Below are 15,008 nucleotides of genomic sequence, written 5' to 3'. Positions count from 1 at the left end.
TTGTTAACCTTAACGGCCCCGAGACGTGAACAAATGTTAACGATGCTGGCACGCATCCTGCTCCGCACCGCATGAAAGTCATCGGAGGGCGCCCTGTCTGTTCGCCGATGGGACAACAAGAAAGACAGATTGCCGGAGCGGAATGGAAATGAATCAGAACGGATCAATCGCGCTGTTCCAATATTGGAACCGGCTGCGTGATGGCCGCCCTGCTCCGAAACGCTCGGAAGTGGAGCCGGCGGACATCAAGACGCTCCTGGCCGATACGTTCATCCTGGAGCGCGACACACGCGGAGAGGCCGTGTTCCGGCTGGCCGGCACCAGGCTCTGCGCCTATTACGGCCGCGAGCTCAAAGGGTTCTCCTTCCCCTCGCTCTGGCGCGAGAAGGACCAGCGGCTTATGTCGCGTCTCATCCACGGCGTCTTCGACCAGAAATCGGTGCTGCTTCTGACTTATGAAGGATTCAGCCGAAACGGTCGTTCCAGCAAGTTCGAGCTGCTGGCGCTGCCGCTCGATGGCGGCGTCGAGAGCCCTCGCTGCCTCGGCATCGTCAGCGCCGCGGATCGGCCGTTCTGGCTTGGTGCCGACCCGCTCGCCGACGCCCTGATCGACGCGATCCGGGTCATCGATCCCGACAAGGACCCGATGTTCCTGAAGAACCGGCCGGCGATCGATGTTCCGTCGCTCGTGCCGACGGAGTTCGACGCGCCCGAGACCATTTCGGCGCTCGGCCGCGTACGCCGGATACGGCATCTCGTCGTCTTCGACGGCGGGCGCAACGAGTAGAGCGGATCGCGAGATTTTGCCCCGATCTGGTCCAGGCCTTTGCCTTGCGTGCGGGGCCGCCCCCAGCCCATTTGGGCCGGCTTTTTCCCGTTTGTTAACCTGCTTTGCTGTAGCTTTTCCGGTGAAATTCCTCGCACGTCGCGCGGAATGCCAACGGGGTGTAGGCAGTCATGAGGTCAGCGGCGGAATTTGCGCCGGCCCGTGTGGAGCGGCGCAATTTTCAGCGTGTCCGGGTGAAAATCTACGGACGCTTCATGCTCGAGGACCGCACGGAACACGCGTGCCAGGTGATAGACATGTCGCCAGGCAATGTCGCCTTGCGCACCGATCGCGTCGGCATGCCGGGGGAAAAGGTCATTGCCTATATCGATCACATCGGTCGCATCGAAGGCATCGTGACGCGCACCTCGCAGGACGGTTTCGCCATGACCGTCATCGCTTCGGACCGCAAGAAGGACAAGCTCGCCGCGCAGCTCACCTGGCTTGCGAACAAGCATGAGCTCGACCTGCCGGAAGACCGCCGCCACGAGCGCGTCGCGCCGCGCAATCCGATGAGCGTGCTGCAGCTCACCGACGGGCGACAGTATCAGTGCCGCATCATCGACCTGTCGCTCTCGGGCGCGGCGATCGAGATCGACGTCAAACCAGCAATCGGCGTGCAGGTCATGCTGGGAACGATGCGCGGCCAGGTCGTGCGTCACTTCGAGGACGGCGTCGCCATTGAGTTCGCCGTCATCCAGCGGCCGGAAACCTTGGATTCGGAATTCAACGCGCCGCGGTCCTGACCGCTTAGATGCGGACATGCATCCAACCGGCCTCCAGCGGCCGGTTTTTTGTTGGCCGGATCAGGGCCTTCTAGCAGCCGGGCGGCATGTCGAGACGCCACGTGATCCGGGTGCGGCGGCCGGTTTAAATTCTCAACAATCCGCAGTCGAGATAGTTCAAATTTTATATTTAATCTACGGGCGTTTTACTCAATCTCTACTTCCGGTTTTTGCGTCAAATAAATCCCAACGTGGGACAGTCTCTCTCAAACGGGGAGACTACCATAATGAAAATGACGAGGGGCAAGCTGTTGCTCTTGGCAATGGCGATGCAGCTTTCCGCCTGGGGCACGGCAAGCGCGGGACCGCTGTTCATGCATACGGGTGGCCGCACCACCCAGCCCGTCGGCCATTATGAACTCTGCCAGCGTATCCCCATCGAATGCAATAAGACGACGCCGAATGGGTCTCCTGTCGAGCTGACCCGCAAGCTGTGGGCGACGATGATCAAGGTCAACAATTCGGTCAACACCCGCGTCAAGCCACGTACCGATATGGAGATCTACGGGGTCGAGGAATACTGGGCCTATCCCGACAACGGTTTCGGCGACTGCGAGGACTACGCGCTGGAGAAGCGCCGCGAATTGATGGCCGCCGGTGTCCCCGCGGGCGACCTTTTGATGACGGTCGTGCGCCAGCCGAACGGCGACGGCCACGCGGTGCTGACGGTGCGCACCAGCCTCGGCGAGTTCATCCTCGACAATCTCGAGCCGAAAGTGCTCGCCTGGAACGACACGGTCTACACCTACCTCAAACGTCAATCGACGGAGAATTCAGGCGTTTGGGTTTCGATCAACGACGGCCGCGAGGACGCGGTCGCCAGCGTCCGCTAGGACCCCAATGCATGCTGCCCCAAGATGCGCAGGGCTTTTGGGCAACGGCACACACGAAGAGATTAAGCACGCCGCATTCATATGGCGTGCCTAGAAAAAGCCCGGTCGAGTCCCCACCCTCCCCGTCCCCAACGACCGGGTTTTAGGAGCCGGCCCTGTCCCCGGGCCGGCTCCGCTTTTTTTGCCGCCGCCTGCGGGCCTTTCTCGTAGCGGCAGACCGGAGCAATATCGCCGTTTATTTTTGGATGGACGGCGATGCTGGAAATCCCTGACGACCGCTATGAGCGCGCCAAGCTGTTCAAGGCGATAGACGACGCCTTCAAGGCGGGCGATTTCGAGGGGCTTGGCAAGGCGCTGGGCGGCTCCGCACGATGGTACGACGAGAGGATGCCGTTCGAGCTCGGCCTCGGCCATCCGTTGGAATATGCGATCTATTGGAGCCCGACCGGCTTCATCGCCACGCTGCTTGATGCAGGCTCGAATCCGAATTACGAGGATCCCGCCGGCTTCCCGTCGATCATCGCCGCGCTATCCACCGAGCGGCCGGACAGGCTGCAGCTTATCCAAATCCTGCTCGAGCAGGGCGCCGACCCGAACATGCGCGGGGTCAACGACTGGACGCCTCTGCATTACGCCGTGGCGCTGCGCGACGCCGAGGCAATCCGCCTGCTGCTGGCGTCGGGCGCGGATCCGTCGCTCAGGACGCGCATCGATGATTATGAAACCGCCCTGGAAGGTGCAGACCACGCCGGTTTCGAAGCGGGCGCGTCGCTGCTGCGTGAGGCGATGTCCAGACGCAATTAATAGGCCGCAGGCGAAACGGCAGACCGAACCGCTCTCAGAGCTCCTTCAATCCGGCCTTGAAGCGCCTGCCGTTGGCGACATAGTGCGCGGCCGATACCCGCAGCCTCTCGATTGCCGCGTCATCCAGCACCCTTATCACCTTGGCGGGCGAGCCGACGATCAGCGAATTGTCCGGGAAAGCCTTGTTTTCCGTCACCAAAGCGCCGGCACCGACCAGCGAATTCTTGCCGATCCTCGCGCCGTTGAGCACGATGGCGCCCATGCCGATCAGGCTGTTGTCGCCGACCGTACAGCCATGCAGCAGGGCGCGATGGCCGATCGTGCAGCCCTGCCCGATGGTGAGCGGATAGCCCGGGTCGGTGTGCATGACCGTATGTTCCTGCACATTGGTGTCGGCGCCGATGGTGATCGGTTCACCGTCGCCGCGGATGACGACGCCGAACCAGAAGCCGGCATTGCGGCCTATCGCGATATCGCCGATCAGCGTGGCGTCGGGCGCCACCCAATTGGTTTCAGCGTCCTCGAACCGGGGCGCCTTCCCGTCGATCGCATAGATCGGCATCTTTTCTCCGATTCGTCTCAAGCCGAGAATTCGGCGGAGCTTAGGAGACCCGTTGCCCAGGAAGCAATGGTGATCAGCACGATCCCGAGCGCCAGTGCCCACGCAATCGCCGTGCAGCCGCAGGAAAGCAGCGCAAGCGTGCCGATGCGCCCCTCGCGCCGCGCAGCCAGAGCATCATTGGTGAGCATGAACGGGCCGGCGCAGGCGGTCACCGCGAGCGAGCGCACAATATGGGCAGGCGTGACATAGGGATCGGCGAAGGCCAGCCGGCGGCCGCAGACGATTTCCATCGCCGAGCCGGCGAGGCCGCAAGCCGTCAGGCCGACCGCAAAAGCGTAGAGAGGGAGCAGCATGAGATCCATCTTTACCAACCGTTTACCATGAGACCGCACAGTCGTGCCGACGCGCTGCAAGAGCCATGCCGCGCCAGTTGTGCCACCTGAGGACAGGTGAGCGGATCGGGGAATCGCGATGAGAGAGGCAGCCGCCGCGGAGGAATTCGAGGTTGTCGACTCGACCTTGATGAAGCGGGTCTTCTACGTCTTCGCGGCGCTCGCCCTGCTTTCAGTGGCTATCAGTCTCGGCGGCAAATGGCTCGGCCGGTCGATCGCCATGGCCGGCTATACCGACGACACGACCGTGCGCCAGGTCGTCATGGGCAACAATGTGATCAGTGTGCCGGCCAACTTCATCCGCTTCGACCAGGCCAGGCGCGACGGCATCGCCTCGCGCTTCGACCTTTATCTGCGCTATCCCGAAATGGACGGCTACAGCACCGCCGCGCGCGACGACTTCAACCACGTCACGACCAGGAAGATCATCTTCCTGTCATTCGAGCCGCGGATGATGTCGCGCGACATGAGCGGCCGTTTCGCCCCAATCTACAGCGCCCTGATCGTCACGCCGGGCACGCCCGGCCCGGGCGGTACAAGGCTCTACGGCTTCACCGAGAAATCGGGCTATCTCAACGAGGTCCTGGCGGTCGCCGAGCGCCCCGGCAAAGACCCGTTCGTCGCCCGCTGCCTGAGCGGCCCAACTGCCGAGGAATCGCTCGCCCCCTGCGAGCGCGACATCCAGGTCGGCGACGATCTCAGCCTCACCTACCGCTTCCCGCGCGAGTTGCTCGGGAACTGGCAGGCGCTCGATGCCGCGATAGCCACCAAGGTGGCCGGTATCCTGAAAACGGGACGCTGAAGCGCTCCGCCGGAGCCATGGCGCGCCACCCCGCTCTTCCTCTCCAGCGGCTAGCCTGGCTCAATATATCGGCACGACCGGCTCGGCGATGCGGTCTGGCATCGGGCCGGCAAGGCGCGCTATTGGTCGAACATGATGCCACCCTATCTCACGTTCGATCCCGTCAGCCGCCGACTGCGCCTCGACCCGCATGAACCTGCCTTTGTGCAGAACCCGTATGAGGCCTACGCCTTCTTGCACGGCGCTTCGAACGCCTTCTTCTGGGAGAATTACGGTTTTTGGTGTTTCGGCGGCTTCGACGACGTCAACCGCCTGCTTCGCGATCGTCGCTTCGGCCGCCAGAACCCGGCCGGCATTCCCGACAGCCGCGGGGTTGGCGACGACCGTTCGCACCTGACAGCCTTCGACGCCATCGAAGCCAATTCGATGCTTGAGCTCGAGCCGCCGGTGCATACTAGGCTGAGAACTTTGGTCAATCGAGCCTTTGTCTCGCGCCAGGTCGAGCGGCTGCGGCCGCGCATCGAGGCTCTGGCCAATGAGCTGATCGACCGCTTCGAGCCGGGCTCCGCCGATGTTCTGCCCGCTTACGCCTCGCCCTTGCCGATCACCATCATCGCCGAGATGCTCGGCGTTCCGGTCGAGATGGGGCCGCAACTGCTCGACTGGTCGCATCAGATGGTCGCCATGTACATGCACGGCCGCACGCGCGAGACCGAGGAGACGGCCAACCGCGCCGCGCGCGATTTCGCGGCGTTCCTGCGCGGCTATGTCGCCGAGCGGCGCAAGAGACCCGGCGACGATCTGCTTTCGCTGCTGATCGAGGCCCAGGACAACGGCCAGAAGCTCTCGGAGGACGAGCTGGTTTCCTCGGCGATCCTCTTGCTCAATGCCGGCCACGAGGCGACCGTGCATCAGACCGGAAATGCCGTGAGAACGATCCTCGCGCAGGGCGGCGATGCGCGCCGCTTCTTCGCAACACCGGAGGCCAATGCCGCCACGGTCGAGGAATGCCTGCGCTACGATGCGCCGCTGCACATGTTCCTGCGCTATGCCTATGAAGAGATGGAAGCTGCTCCGGGCATTTTGCTCAAGCCCGGCGAGACGGTGGCGCTGCTGCTCGGCATGGCCAATCACGACCCGCTGGCTTTCGCCGGACCGGCCACATTCAACCCGGCGCGAACCGACCAAAAGAACGTGTCGTTCGGCGCCGGCATCCACTTCTGCATCGGCGCGCCGCTGGCCAGGCTGGAGTTGCAGGTGTCGCTGAAGACGCTGTTCGACCGGCTGCCGGATCTAGGCCTGACGGAAGAGCCGCGCTTCCGCGACACCTATCATTTTCATGGATTGGAAGCGCTCTCGGTGCGCTTCTGAACCGCAATAATCCGAAGATCTGAAAATGAGATTCGCCTTTCTGCAGGAACCGCCCTTCTGCTTCACCGATGCATCCGGGAAAGTCGGCGGCTGCGACGCGATGCTGGCCGAGAAGATCTTCGCGATGTCCCAAACGACGGCTTTCACGCCCGTCGAGACCGAATTCGCCGAGTTGCTGCCGGGACTGGCCGACGGCCGCTGGAACATGACCACCGGCCTGTTCATCTCCGAAGAGCGCAGCAAGCTGGTGGACTTCAGTCGCCCGATCTGGTCGCTGCCGGACGGCTTGATGGTTGCCAAGGGCAACCCGCTCGACCTTGAGGGCTATCGCTCTCTTGCAGGCCACCCTTCCGCGAGGCTTGGCGTGATATCGAACCAGATCCAGCATCGGACGGCCCTTGAGAATGGCGTGCCGCCGGAGCGGATCAGTGTGTTCGCCACGCAGGCCGAGGCAGCGCAGGCGGTGGCTACCGGCAGGGTGCAGGCCTATGCCAGCGTTGCCATGGCGCATCGCGGCTACATCGCGCGGCGACCGGCTGCGCTGGCCGATGTCATTGACGTTCCCGCGTCCGAACGGTTGCCCGCCACCGGCGCGTTTGCGGTTGCCAAAGGCAACGACGCGTTGAGGCGGCGTGTCGATGACGGTCTGGGCGACCTGCTTGGAAGCCGCTGGCACCGCGATCTGATGGCCGGATTCGGTTTCTCCGATGCGGATGTCGACCGGCTGCTCTAACCGCCGGCAAGCGCGCTTCACAGCTTGATCACATATTCCTTCCGCGTCGTCTCCAGCACTTCCCAGGTTCCCTTGAAACCCGGCCGCAGCACAAAACTGTCGCCGGCCTTGACCGTGCGCGCGTCGCCGCCGTCTTCGGCGATCACCGAGACGCCGGACAGGATGTGGCAGAATTCCCATTCGTCATAGACGATGCGCCACTTGCCCGGCGTCGCTTCCCAGATGCCGGCATAAAGGCTGCCGTCCCGCTCCTCGACATTCCAGGTGCGGAATTTCGGATCGCCGGAGATCAAGCGGTCCGGGGCCGGCGCGCCGGCCTCCGGCTCGACAGTTTCGGGATCAACCGCGAGAAAGGCGGACATCGCGCTCAGACCTTGCTCAGCGCCTGTTCGAGGTCGGCGACGATGTCGTTGACGTCCTCGATGCCGATCGACAGGCGGACCGTGTCCGGGCCGGCACCGGCCTTTACCTTCTGCTCGTCGGACAGTTGCCGGTGCGTGGTCGAAGCCGGGTGAATGACCAGCGACTTGGTGTCGCCAACATTGGCGAGGTGCGAGAACAGTTCCAGCGCCTCGACGAACTTGACGCCGGCCTCGTAGCCGGCCTTGAGGCCAAAGGTGAAAACGGCGCCGGCACCCTGCGGCGAGTATTTCTTCTGCAGCGCATTGTTCTTGTCGCTCGGCAGTCCGGGATAGTTCACCCAGGCGACTTTCGGATGGTTGGAAAGCCAGGCGGCGACGCTCGCTGCGTTGTCGCAATGACGCTGCATCCTGAGCGGCAAGGTTTCCAGGCCGGTCAGGATCAGGAAGGCGTTGAAGGGCGAGATCGCCGGGCCGAGGTCGCGCAGGCCGAGCACGCGCGCGGCAATGGCAAAGGCGAAGTTGCCGAAAGTCTCGTGCAGGACGAGGCCGCCATATTCAGGGCGAGGCTCCGACAGCATCGGGTATTTGCCCGACTTCGACCAATCGAAGGTGCCGCCGTCGACGATGGCGCCGCCGATCGAATTGCCGTGGCCGCCGATGAACTTGGTGAGCGAATGCACCACGATATCGGCGCCATGCTCGATCGGCCGCACGAGATAGGGCGAGGCCAGCGTGTTGTCGACGATCAGCGGCAGGCCGTGCCTGCGAGCGATGTCGCCGATCTTCTCGATGTCGACGAAGATGCCGCCCGGATTGGCGAGACTTTCGATGAAGATCGCCCTGGTGTTGTCGTCGATTTGGCTCTCAAAGGTCGATGGATCGTTGGTATCGGCCCAGCGGACCTCCCAGCCATAATTCTTGAAGGCGTGGCCGAATTGGTTGATGGAGCCGCCATAAAGCTTTGTGGCAGATACGAAATTGTCACCCGGCCGCATCAGATTGTGGAAGACGATGACCTGGGCGGCGTGGCCGGAGGCGACGGCCAGCGCGGCCGTTCCACCTTCGAGCGCGGCGAGACGCTCCTCGAGAACAGCCTGCGTGGGGTTCATGATGCGGGTGTAGATGTTGCCGAAGGCCTTCAGCCCGAACAGCGAGGCGGCGTGGTCGGCGTCATCGAAGACATAGGAGGTGGTCTGATAGATCGGCGTGGCGCGCGCGCCGGTCGCCGGGTCCGGCTTGGCGCCGGCATGGACGGCGAGCGTGTTGAAACCGGGCGTACGGGTCATCGAAGCCTCCCTCTCAAACTTGCGAAAATCGCCGGGCATTCTTGGCCAAGCGCGGTCGTGAATGCAAAGAACAAAATACCTTTCGGCGTGCGATCTGCGGCGAACGCCCGGGAAAATCCATTTCTCCCCGGAATAATTTTGCGCGCCTGGTTGTCCGTCTATTTCTGGCGCACGCCAAAACTCTGGAAACCCTTGCGCATCAATGGCTTCTTCGACGACAGCACGCCGGAGTTGACGCCGGTCCAGCCGATCTCGCCCGACAGCTTGCCATATTCGATCTTGGGACAGCGGTTCATGACCACCTTGATGCCGGCTGCCTCGGCGCGCGCGGCGGCCTCGTCATGGCGAACGCCGAGTTGCATCCAAACGACCTTCGGCAGCGGATCGAGCTTCAGTACCTGCTCGACGATGCCAGGGACAGCGGCCGAGCCGCGAAAAATGTCGATCATGTCAACCGGATGCGGCAGGTCGGCCAGGCTGGCATAGACCGTCTGTCCAAGGATCTGCTTGCCGGCATGACCGGGATTGATCGGCAACACCGAAAAACCCTTGGCCAGCAGATATTTCAGCACGAAATAGCTCGGCCGCACGTCGTTGGGCGAGGCGCCGACCATGGCAATGGTCTTCACCGAGTTCAGAATGCCGGCAATGTAGCTGTTGTCGTAGGCGTCGTGATTCATGGCTCGTCCTCATACAGCGCATCGGCGAGAAAGGCAGCCGGATCGCTGCAGAAGTCACGCATCATGCGAAAATGATCGGTGTCCTGAAAATCAATCAGATCGAGGCCGATGCGGCTGATGCGGAAGAGCCGCGCGTTCGGGCAGGCCATCAGCAACGGAGAGTGCGTCGCCATGATCACCTGCGCGGTGCCGGACCGCTCCATGCGCTGAAGCAGCTTCAGCAACTCGATCTGGCGCGTCGGCGAGAGCGCGCTTTCGGGCTCGTCGAGGATGTAGATGCCCTGTCGTCGGCAGCGTTCCTCGAAGAAGCGGATGAACCCTTCGCCATGCGACCATGACAGGAAGTCCGGCGGCGCTCCGCCAGACTCCAGCGCCGCCTGGTCAAGATAACGAGCCACGGAGTAAAAGGACTCCGCCCGAAAGAACCAGCCCGCGGTGACCTTCGGCAGCCAATGGCAGCGCAGCGCAGCGGCAAGTGCAGCACCACTTTTGTCGATGGCGCCTGAGTGGTCGACGGGCATATAGCCTTTGCCGCCGCCGGCCTCGTCATAGCCGGCCAGCGCGCCGATGGCTTCGAGCAGCGTCGATTTGCCGGTGCCGTTCTCGCCAACGATGATGGTGATAGCCGACGTGAATTCGAACTCGAACTCGCGATCCCGGAAGATCGGCAGGCTCCATGGATATCCGTCCCAATCCGCGACGCGCGAAGACTCAAGCAGAATGCGCTTGAGATAGGGCGCTTTCAGCCGCGTCAGTTGCTTGCGGGCAGCCACGTCGGACCTTCAATCATGAAAAAGCGCGCTGCATTCTCGGGTCAATTATTCGTCGGCCCATTCCGGCTTGCGCTTGCCGATGAAGGCGCCGATGCCTTCCTCGGCGTCGCGCGCCAGCATGTTTTCCACCATCACACGGCCGGTATAGGCGTAGGCGTCGGCCAGCCCCATTTCGGCCTGGGTGTAGAACGCCTCCTTGCCGGTCTTGACCACCAAAGACGATTTTGAAGCAACGGTTTGCGCGTATTTGTTGACAACCTGATTCAGATATTCGCGCGGCACGATCCGGTTGACGAGACCGAACTCCTTGGCCGTCGCCGCATCGATCGTCTCGCCGGTGAGAAGCATTTCCATCGCCTGCTTGCGCGAGACGTTGCGCGACAGCGCAACCATCGGCGTCGAGCAGAACAGGCCGATATTGACGCCGGGCGTGCAGAAGGTCGCTTCGTGCGAGGCGATGGCGAGGTCGCAGCTCGCGACAAGCTGCAATCCGGCCGCGGTAGCCAGACCGTCGACCTCGGCGATCACCGGCCTCGGATGGCGAACGATGGTCTGCATCAGCTTTGCGCAGGCGACAAAGGTCTTTTCGAAGAAGGCGCGGCCGCGATCCGGTTCGGCGCGGTGCGCCGTCATTTCCTTGAGGTCGTGGCCGGCGCAAAACACTTTGCCTGACGCTGCCAGGATCATGACGCGTACGGATTTGTCGTCCTTCACGCGGTCGAACTCGGCCTGCAGCGCCGCCATCGTCGCCAGCGACAGCGCGTTGGCCGGCGGGCTTGCAAGGGTGAGGCGCAGCACGCCCTTGTCTTGGCTGACAAGAACCGGGCCGTCGGCGACGGCGGACTTGATGGCAACGACTTCGGCCATTTTTGAACCTCTCGATCAGCGGTCCCGGGTTATGGAGCAACAGAACTAACATGCTGCCGATTGAAGAACAGCCGCGAGACGTGTTTTCTCCGTGGCACCGTTTGGTCCAGGCGCGCCGTCTGGAACTTCCCGTATATAGGAATCGCGCATGCCCGCTCAAAGCAATCTCAAGCCGGTGCTGACCGCGGCCGAAGTCAACGCGCTGATGGCAAACGTCTATCCGCAGCTCAACGAACAGTTCTCCTTCTATGAGGCGCTGGAAGTGTTTCCGGGCGGCTGCACGGTGCGGCTCAATGCCGACCAGCGCCATCTGCGCCCCGGCGGCACCGTCTCGGGTCCAGCCCTGTTCACGCTTGCCGACATTGGCGGTCATGTGTGCGTGCTCAGCCATGCCGGGCCGGATGCGCTTTCGGTGACGATCAATCTCAACATCAACTTCATGCGCAAGGCCGAGGCCGGACCGATCGACGGCCATTGCCGTATCCTTAAGCTCGGAAAGAGCCTGATGGTCTTCGACATCGACATCGTCGCCGGGGCCGACCGGCACACGGTGGCCCACGCCACCGGGACCTATTCGATCCCGCCGAAGCGAATGGATGAGGTAAAATAATACCGTTTCGCCAATTGATTGTTTTTGCTTTATTTTCAGCGCCAGTAGAGTTTCCGCTTGGCTTGACGCATCCGGCACCCTCGCCTATAAGCCGTCACGAAACAGCGGCCGCAAGGGCCGCCGTTTTGTTATTGCCGGACGGCTTGGCCTCTCCGTCAATTCAAGCAACAAAAAACGCCTGTTCCTGCCGTTCGCGGACAGGACGGTCAACCTGAGAGCAAAACATGGCTACCTTTTCGCAGAAGCCTGCGGATGTGGTGAAGAAGTGGGTGCTGATCGACGCCGAGGGTCTCGTCGTCGGCCGCCTTGCCACTGTCATCGCCAACCATCTGCGCGGCAAGCACAAGCCCACTTTCACCCCGCATGTCGATGATGGCGACAATGTCATCGTCATCAATGCCGACAAGGTGGTGTTCACCGGCAAGAAGTACACCGACAAGGTCTATTACTGGCACACCGGCCATCCCGGCGGCATCAAGGAGCGCACCGCGCGCCAGCTGCTCGAGGGCCGCTTCCCCGAGCGCGTCGTCGAGAAGGCTGTCGAACGCATGATCCCGCGCGGCCCGCTTGGCCGCCGCCAGATGAAGAATCTCCGCGTCTATGCAGGCACTGAGCATCCGCACGCGGCCCAGCAGCCCGTCACGCTCGACGTGGCCAAGCTGAACTCCAAGAACAAGAGGGCCTCGTAATGGCTGAGCTTTCCTCGCTCGCAGAACTCGGGACTGTCACGACCGCCGCGCAGCCGGCCGCGCCTGTCCACGTCCAGAAGCTCGACAAGTCGGGCCGCGCCTATGCCACTGGCAAGCGCAAGAACGCGATCGCGCGCGTCTGGGTGAAGCCAGGCTCCGGCAAGATCATCGTCAACGACAAGGAATTCGCGACCTATTTCGCGCGTCCCGTGCTGCAGATGATTCTCAACCAGCCGATCGTCGCCGCCAACCGCGCCGGCCAGTACGACATCGTCGCCACCGTCATCGGCGGCGGTCTCTCCGGCCAGGCGGGCGCCGTGCGTCACGGCATCTCCAAGGCGCTGACCTATTACGAGCCGGGCCTGCGTTCGGTGCTCAAGAAGGGCGGCTTCCTCACCCGCGACAGCCGCGTGGTCGAGCGTAAGAAGTACGGCAAGGCCAAGGCCCGCCGCAGCTTCCAGTTCTCGAAGCGCTAAGCGCTGCGAAGTCCAAGCATTTCGAAAAGGCCGCCTCCGGGCGGCTTTTTTGTTTCCGTCACCAGTGCCCGGCCGGGGTTTTTATGTAGTCGATGAAGGCGCGCAGCGGTGCCGGCACCAAGCGCCGGCCAGGGTAATAAAGAAACGGCCCCGAGAAGCTTTGCCACCAGGGCTGGAGCACCGGTTCCAGAACGCCGCTGTCGAAATACGGGCGCACCCAGTCCTCGAAGAGCCAAAGGATGCCGACGCCGGCGATCGCCGCATCGACAGCTAGATCGACGCCTCCACCGATGCTGACGACCAATGGCCCCGTGGGATCGACCCGCACCACCTCGCCGTCCCGCTCGAACTCCCAGGGCGTCATGACCCCGCTCGGAAAGCGGCCGCGCACGCAGGCATGGCCAAGCAGGTCGCGCGGGTGCTGCGGCCGACCGTGCCGGTCAAGGTAGGACGGCGCGGCGGAGGTCGTGAAGCGCTGCGCGCGCGGTCCGATCGGCACCGCGATCATGTCCTGCTCCAGCCGCTCGTCATAGCGGATTCCGGCGTCGCAGCCGGCCACCAGCACATCGACAAAGTTCTCCTCGGCGATCACCTCCAGGCGAATGGCGGGATAGGCCGCGAGAAATCCCGGAACGATTTTGGGCAGCACCAGCCGCGAGGCGCTTATCGGCACGTTGAGACGCAACGTTCCGGCGGGCCGGTCGCGAAAGCCGTTCACCACATCGAGCGCAGCTTCTACCTCGCCCAATGCGGGGCCGAGCCGCGCCAGCAGGCTGGCACCAGCCTCGGTCAAAGCAACGCTGCGCGTGGTGCGGTTGAAGAGCCTAACACCGAGTTGGGTTTCCAGACGGCGGATGGCTTCGCTGAGGGCTGACGCGCTGCCGGCCGTGGCGCGAGCTGCTTCGCGAAAGCCGCCGGCGCGGGCCACGGCCATGAATGCCTGGAGATCGTTGAGTTCGGCCGCCATTGTCCTAAATTTCGTACAAGCTGTGCCGAATATAGCTGGTTATCGGAACAGCGGCTATGTCTTATCTCCCTCGCCGACAATGAAGGAGAACCCGATGTCCAGCGTAAACAAATCCGGCACCTATAAACTCGGCGAGCGGTCGGTCCGCCGCCTCGGCTACGGCGCCATGCAGCTCGCAGGCAAAGGAGTGTTCGGTCCGCCGAAAGACCATGACGCGGCCATCGCCGTGCTGCGCGAAGCGATAGCGCAAGGCGTGAACCATATCGACACCAGCGATTACTATGGCCCGCACGTCACCAACAAGCTGATCCGCGAGGCGCTATCGCCCTACCCCGACGACCTCACCATCGTCACAAAGATCGGCGCCCGTCGTGGCGAAGATGCTTCCTGGCTGCCGGCCTTCACAGCCGATGAGCTCGAACAGGCCGTACATGATAATCTTCGCAATCTTGGCCGCGAGGTGATGGACGTCGTCAATCTGCGCATCATGTTCGGGATGCATGGTCCAGCGGAGGGCTCCATCGAGGCGCAGATCACCAAGCTCGCCGAGCTTCAGCGCAAGGGCCTGGTGCGCAATATCGGCTTGAGCAACGTCACCCGAGCGCAAATCCAGGAAGGCCGCAAGATTTGCGACATCGTCTGTGTGCAGAACCAGTACAATCTGGCGCATCGCAACGACGACGCGCTGATCGGTGAACTGGCGCGCCATGGCATCGCCTATGTGCCGTTCTTTCCGCTTGGCGGCTTCAGCCCGTTGCAATCGTCGACGCTGTCCGGCGTGGCCGAGCGGCTCGGCGCGACGCCGATGCAGGTTGCGCTGGCGTGGTTGTTGCAGCGTTCGCCCAACGTCCTTTTGATCCCGGGCACGTCGTCGGTCGGGCATCTGCGCGAGAACCTTGCGGCAGCGGAGCTGGAGCTGTCGGCGGATGTGCTGCGCGAGTTGGATGGGGTGGCGAAAGCGGCGTAGGTTGGCGCAGCACCCCGCCCGCGCCTGCGGCGCGACCTCCCCATCAAGGGCAGGGGAATCGCAGATAAGTTGATTGGCTATTGCCAAGCCGCAAAAGAAGGATTCTTGAGAGGCTTTCTCGTAGCAGAGGAGGCCCGAGTGCGGCTTGTTTTGTCGATCCTGCAAGCAGTTCGCGATCCGCGCGACATCAACGCGCGGCATGATCTTGCTGAACTTCTGTTTC

Annotated in this window: 19 protein-coding genes; 11 read left to right on the top strand and 8 right to left on the bottom strand. The window is 62.8% G+C overall.

What is annotated here, in order from left to right; genetic code table 11:
- The first annotated feature begins 148 nt into the window (after positions 1-148).
- From A9K71_RS01555 to A9K71_RS01540, 4 genes are all read left to right on the top strand, one after another.
- A complete protein-coding gene (locus A9K71_RS01555; protein ID WP_066989886.1) occupies positions 149-787 on the top strand; it encodes a PAS domain-containing protein in 639 nt (212 codons plus the stop codon).
- A gap of 170 nt (positions 788-957) precedes the next feature.
- Complete coding sequence (locus A9K71_RS01550; RefSeq protein ID WP_066989476.1) at positions 958-1,572, top strand: PilZ domain-containing protein; 615 nt, start codon at positions 958-960, stop codon at positions 1,570-1,572.
- Positions 1,573-1,838: 266 nt separating this feature from the next.
- Positions 1,839-2,444 (top strand): transglutaminase-like cysteine peptidase, encoded by a 606-nt coding sequence (locus tag A9K71_RS01545; RefSeq protein WP_066989474.1) that lies wholly within the window; start codon positions 1,839-1,841, stop codon positions 2,442-2,444.
- Positions 2,445-2,699: 255 nt separating this feature from the next.
- The gene (locus tag A9K71_RS01540; protein ID WP_066989472.1) at positions 2,700-3,248 is read left to right on the top strand and encodes an ankyrin repeat domain-containing protein; all 549 of its coding nucleotides are present in this window, start codon (positions 2,700-2,702) and stop codon (positions 3,246-3,248) included.
- 34 nt (positions 3,249-3,282) lie between these two features.
- Here A9K71_RS01540 and A9K71_RS01535 read toward each other — a convergent pair whose 3' ends face one another.
- Positions 3,283-3,810, bottom strand: coding sequence for a gamma carbonic anhydrase family protein (locus A9K71_RS01535; protein WP_066989470.1), 528 nt, complete (start codon positions 3,808-3,810; stop codon positions 3,283-3,285).
- A gap of 17 nt (positions 3,811-3,827) precedes the next feature.
- Positions 3,828-4,172 carry a hypothetical protein gene (locus tag A9K71_RS01530; RefSeq protein ID WP_066989468.1) on the bottom strand — a complete coding sequence of 115 codons (345 nt, stop codon included), beginning with the start codon at positions 4,170-4,172 and terminating at the stop codon, positions 3,828-3,830.
- Between the two features lie 109 nt (positions 4,173-4,281).
- Between A9K71_RS01530 and A9K71_RS01525 the strand changes: the two genes are divergently transcribed.
- The 3 genes from A9K71_RS01525 to A9K71_RS01515 all read left to right on the top strand — a co-directional run bounded on the left by A9K71_RS01525 (position 4,282) and on the right by A9K71_RS01515 (position 7,108).
- Positions 4,282-5,004, top strand: a complete 723-nt coding sequence (locus tag A9K71_RS01525; protein ID WP_066989466.1) for a hypothetical protein — start codon at positions 4,282-4,284, stop codon at positions 5,002-5,004.
- Positions 5,005-5,136: 132 nt separating this feature from the next.
- Positions 5,137-6,375, top strand: a complete 1,239-nt coding sequence (locus A9K71_RS01520; RefSeq protein WP_066989463.1) for a cytochrome P450 — start codon at positions 5,137-5,139, stop codon at positions 6,373-6,375.
- Between the two features lie 25 nt (positions 6,376-6,400).
- Positions 6,401-7,108, top strand: coding sequence for a transporter substrate-binding domain-containing protein (locus A9K71_RS01515; protein WP_082980293.1), 708 nt, complete (start codon positions 6,401-6,403; stop codon positions 7,106-7,108).
- Positions 7,109-7,125: 17 nt separating this feature from the next.
- Here A9K71_RS01515 and A9K71_RS01510 read toward each other — a convergent pair whose 3' ends face one another.
- The 5 genes from A9K71_RS01510 to A9K71_RS01490 form a co-directional block, all read right to left on the bottom strand.
- Entirely contained in the window at positions 7,126-7,470 is a 345-nt protein-coding gene (locus A9K71_RS01510; RefSeq protein ID WP_066989461.1) for a cupin domain-containing protein, read from the bottom strand.
- Positions 7,471-7,475: 5 nt separating this feature from the next.
- Positions 7,476-8,756, bottom strand: a complete 1,281-nt coding sequence (locus tag A9K71_RS01505) for an O-acetylhomoserine aminocarboxypropyltransferase (RefSeq protein WP_066989881.1) — start codon at positions 8,754-8,756, stop codon at positions 7,476-7,478.
- A 158-nt stretch (positions 8,757-8,914) separates the two neighbouring features.
- Positions 8,915-9,436 carry a CoA-binding protein gene (locus tag A9K71_RS01500; RefSeq protein ID WP_066989458.1) on the bottom strand — a complete coding sequence of 174 codons (522 nt, stop codon included), beginning with the start codon at positions 9,434-9,436 and terminating at the stop codon, positions 8,915-8,917.
- A complete protein-coding gene (locus A9K71_RS01495; protein WP_066989457.1) occupies positions 9,433-10,209 on the bottom strand; it encodes an AAA family ATPase in 777 nt (258 codons plus the stop codon). Before A9K71_RS01495 ends, A9K71_RS01500 begins: the two co-directional genes overlap by 4 nt.
- A gap of 45 nt (positions 10,210-10,254) precedes the next feature.
- On the bottom strand, positions 10,255-11,076 hold the full coding sequence (locus tag A9K71_RS01490; RefSeq protein WP_066989455.1) for an enoyl-CoA hydratase: 822 nt from the start codon (positions 11,074-11,076) through the stop codon (positions 10,255-10,257).
- A 148-nt stretch (positions 11,077-11,224) separates the two neighbouring features.
- Between A9K71_RS01490 and A9K71_RS01485 the strand changes: the two genes are divergently transcribed.
- The 3 genes from A9K71_RS01485 (at position 11,225) to rpsI (ending at position 12,851) form a co-directional block, all read left to right on the top strand.
- Positions 11,225-11,686: a PaaI family thioesterase gene (locus A9K71_RS01485; protein ID WP_066989453.1), complete on the top strand. Its 462-nt coding sequence runs from the start codon at positions 11,225-11,227 to the stop codon at positions 11,684-11,686.
- Between the two features lie 224 nt (positions 11,687-11,910).
- Positions 11,911-12,375: a 50S ribosomal protein L13 gene (gene rplM / locus A9K71_RS01480; protein WP_066989450.1), complete on the top strand. Its 465-nt coding sequence runs from the start codon at positions 11,911-11,913 to the stop codon at positions 12,373-12,375.
- On the top strand, positions 12,375-12,851 hold the full coding sequence (gene rpsI, locus A9K71_RS01475; RefSeq protein ID WP_066989448.1) for a 30S ribosomal protein S9: 477 nt from the start codon (positions 12,375-12,377) through the stop codon (positions 12,849-12,851). The genes rplM and rpsI overlap by 1 nt, the downstream gene beginning before the upstream one ends.
- A gap of 58 nt (positions 12,852-12,909) precedes the next feature.
- Here the strand turns inward: rpsI and A9K71_RS01470 are convergent, their stop codons facing one another.
- Positions 12,910-13,818, bottom strand: coding sequence for a LysR family transcriptional regulator (locus A9K71_RS01470; RefSeq protein ID WP_066989445.1), 909 nt, complete (start codon positions 13,816-13,818; stop codon positions 12,910-12,912).
- Between the two features lie 94 nt (positions 13,819-13,912).
- Here A9K71_RS01470 and A9K71_RS01465 point away from each other — a divergent pair, with 94 nt between their 5' ends.
- Entirely contained in the window at positions 13,913-14,785 is an 873-nt protein-coding gene (locus A9K71_RS01465; RefSeq protein WP_066989878.1) for an aldo/keto reductase family oxidoreductase, read from the top strand.
- Positions 14,786-15,008: the final 223 nt, after the last annotated feature.

Origin of the sequence: Mesorhizobium sp. WSM3873, assembly GCF_001672445.1 — a bacterium.
Taxonomy (GTDB): Bacteria; Pseudomonadota; Alphaproteobacteria; order Rhizobiales; family Rhizobiaceae; genus Mesorhizobium.
This window is presented reverse-complemented; position numbering and strand designations above follow the sequence as displayed.

Excerpts from the sequence above, each read along its gene's own strand:
- A9K71_RS01555 (WP_066989886.1), top strand. The coding sequence starts at position 149 with ATGAATCAGAACGGATCAATCGCGCTGTTCCAATATTGGAACCGGCTG.
- A9K71_RS01550 (WP_066989476.1), top strand. The coding sequence starts at position 958 with ATGAGGTCAGCGGCGGAATTTGCGCCGGCCCGTGTGGAGCGGCGCAAT.
- A9K71_RS01545 (WP_066989474.1), top strand. The coding sequence starts at position 1,839 with ATGAAAATGACGAGGGGCAAGCTGTTGCTCTTGGCAATGGCGATGCAG.
- A9K71_RS01540 (WP_066989472.1), top strand. The coding sequence starts at position 2,700 with ATGCTGGAAATCCCTGACGACCGCTATGAGCGCGCCAAGCTGTTCAAG.
- A9K71_RS01535 (WP_066989470.1), bottom strand. The coding sequence starts at position 3,810 with ATGCCGATCTATGCGATCGACGGGAAGGCGCCCCGGTTCGAGGACGCT.
- A9K71_RS01530 (WP_066989468.1), bottom strand. The coding sequence starts at position 4,172 with ATGGATCTCATGCTGCTCCCTCTCTACGCTTTTGCGGTCGGCCTGACG.
- A9K71_RS01525 (WP_066989466.1), top strand. The coding sequence starts at position 4,282 with ATGAGAGAGGCAGCCGCCGCGGAGGAATTCGAGGTTGTCGACTCGACC.
- A9K71_RS01520 (WP_066989463.1), top strand. The coding sequence starts at position 5,137 with ATGATGCCACCCTATCTCACGTTCGATCCCGTCAGCCGCCGACTGCGC.
- A9K71_RS01515 (WP_082980293.1), top strand. The coding sequence starts at position 6,401 with ATGAGATTCGCCTTTCTGCAGGAACCGCCCTTCTGCTTCACCGATGCA.
- A9K71_RS01510 (WP_066989461.1), bottom strand. The coding sequence starts at position 7,470 with ATGTCCGCCTTTCTCGCGGTTGATCCCGAAACTGTCGAGCCGGAGGCC.
- A9K71_RS01505 (WP_066989881.1), bottom strand. The coding sequence starts at position 8,756 with ATGACCCGTACGCCCGGTTTCAACACGCTCGCCGTCCATGCCGGCGCC.
- A9K71_RS01500 (WP_066989458.1), bottom strand. The coding sequence starts at position 9,436 with ATGAATCACGACGCCTACGACAACAGCTACATTGCCGGCATTCTGAAC.
- A9K71_RS01490 (WP_066989455.1), bottom strand. The coding sequence starts at position 11,076 with ATGGCCGAAGTCGTTGCCATCAAGTCCGCCGTCGCCGACGGCCCGGTT.
- A9K71_RS01485 (WP_066989453.1), top strand. The coding sequence starts at position 11,225 with ATGCCCGCTCAAAGCAATCTCAAGCCGGTGCTGACCGCGGCCGAAGTC.
- rplM (WP_066989450.1), top strand. The coding sequence starts at position 11,911 with ATGGCTACCTTTTCGCAGAAGCCTGCGGATGTGGTGAAGAAGTGGGTG.
- rpsI (WP_066989448.1), top strand. The coding sequence starts at position 12,375 with ATGGCTGAGCTTTCCTCGCTCGCAGAACTCGGGACTGTCACGACCGCC.
- A9K71_RS01470 (WP_066989445.1), bottom strand. The coding sequence starts at position 13,818 with ATGGCGGCCGAACTCAACGATCTCCAGGCATTCATGGCCGTGGCCCGC.
- A9K71_RS01465 (WP_066989878.1), top strand. The coding sequence starts at position 13,913 with ATGTCCAGCGTAAACAAATCCGGCACCTATAAACTCGGCGAGCGGTCG.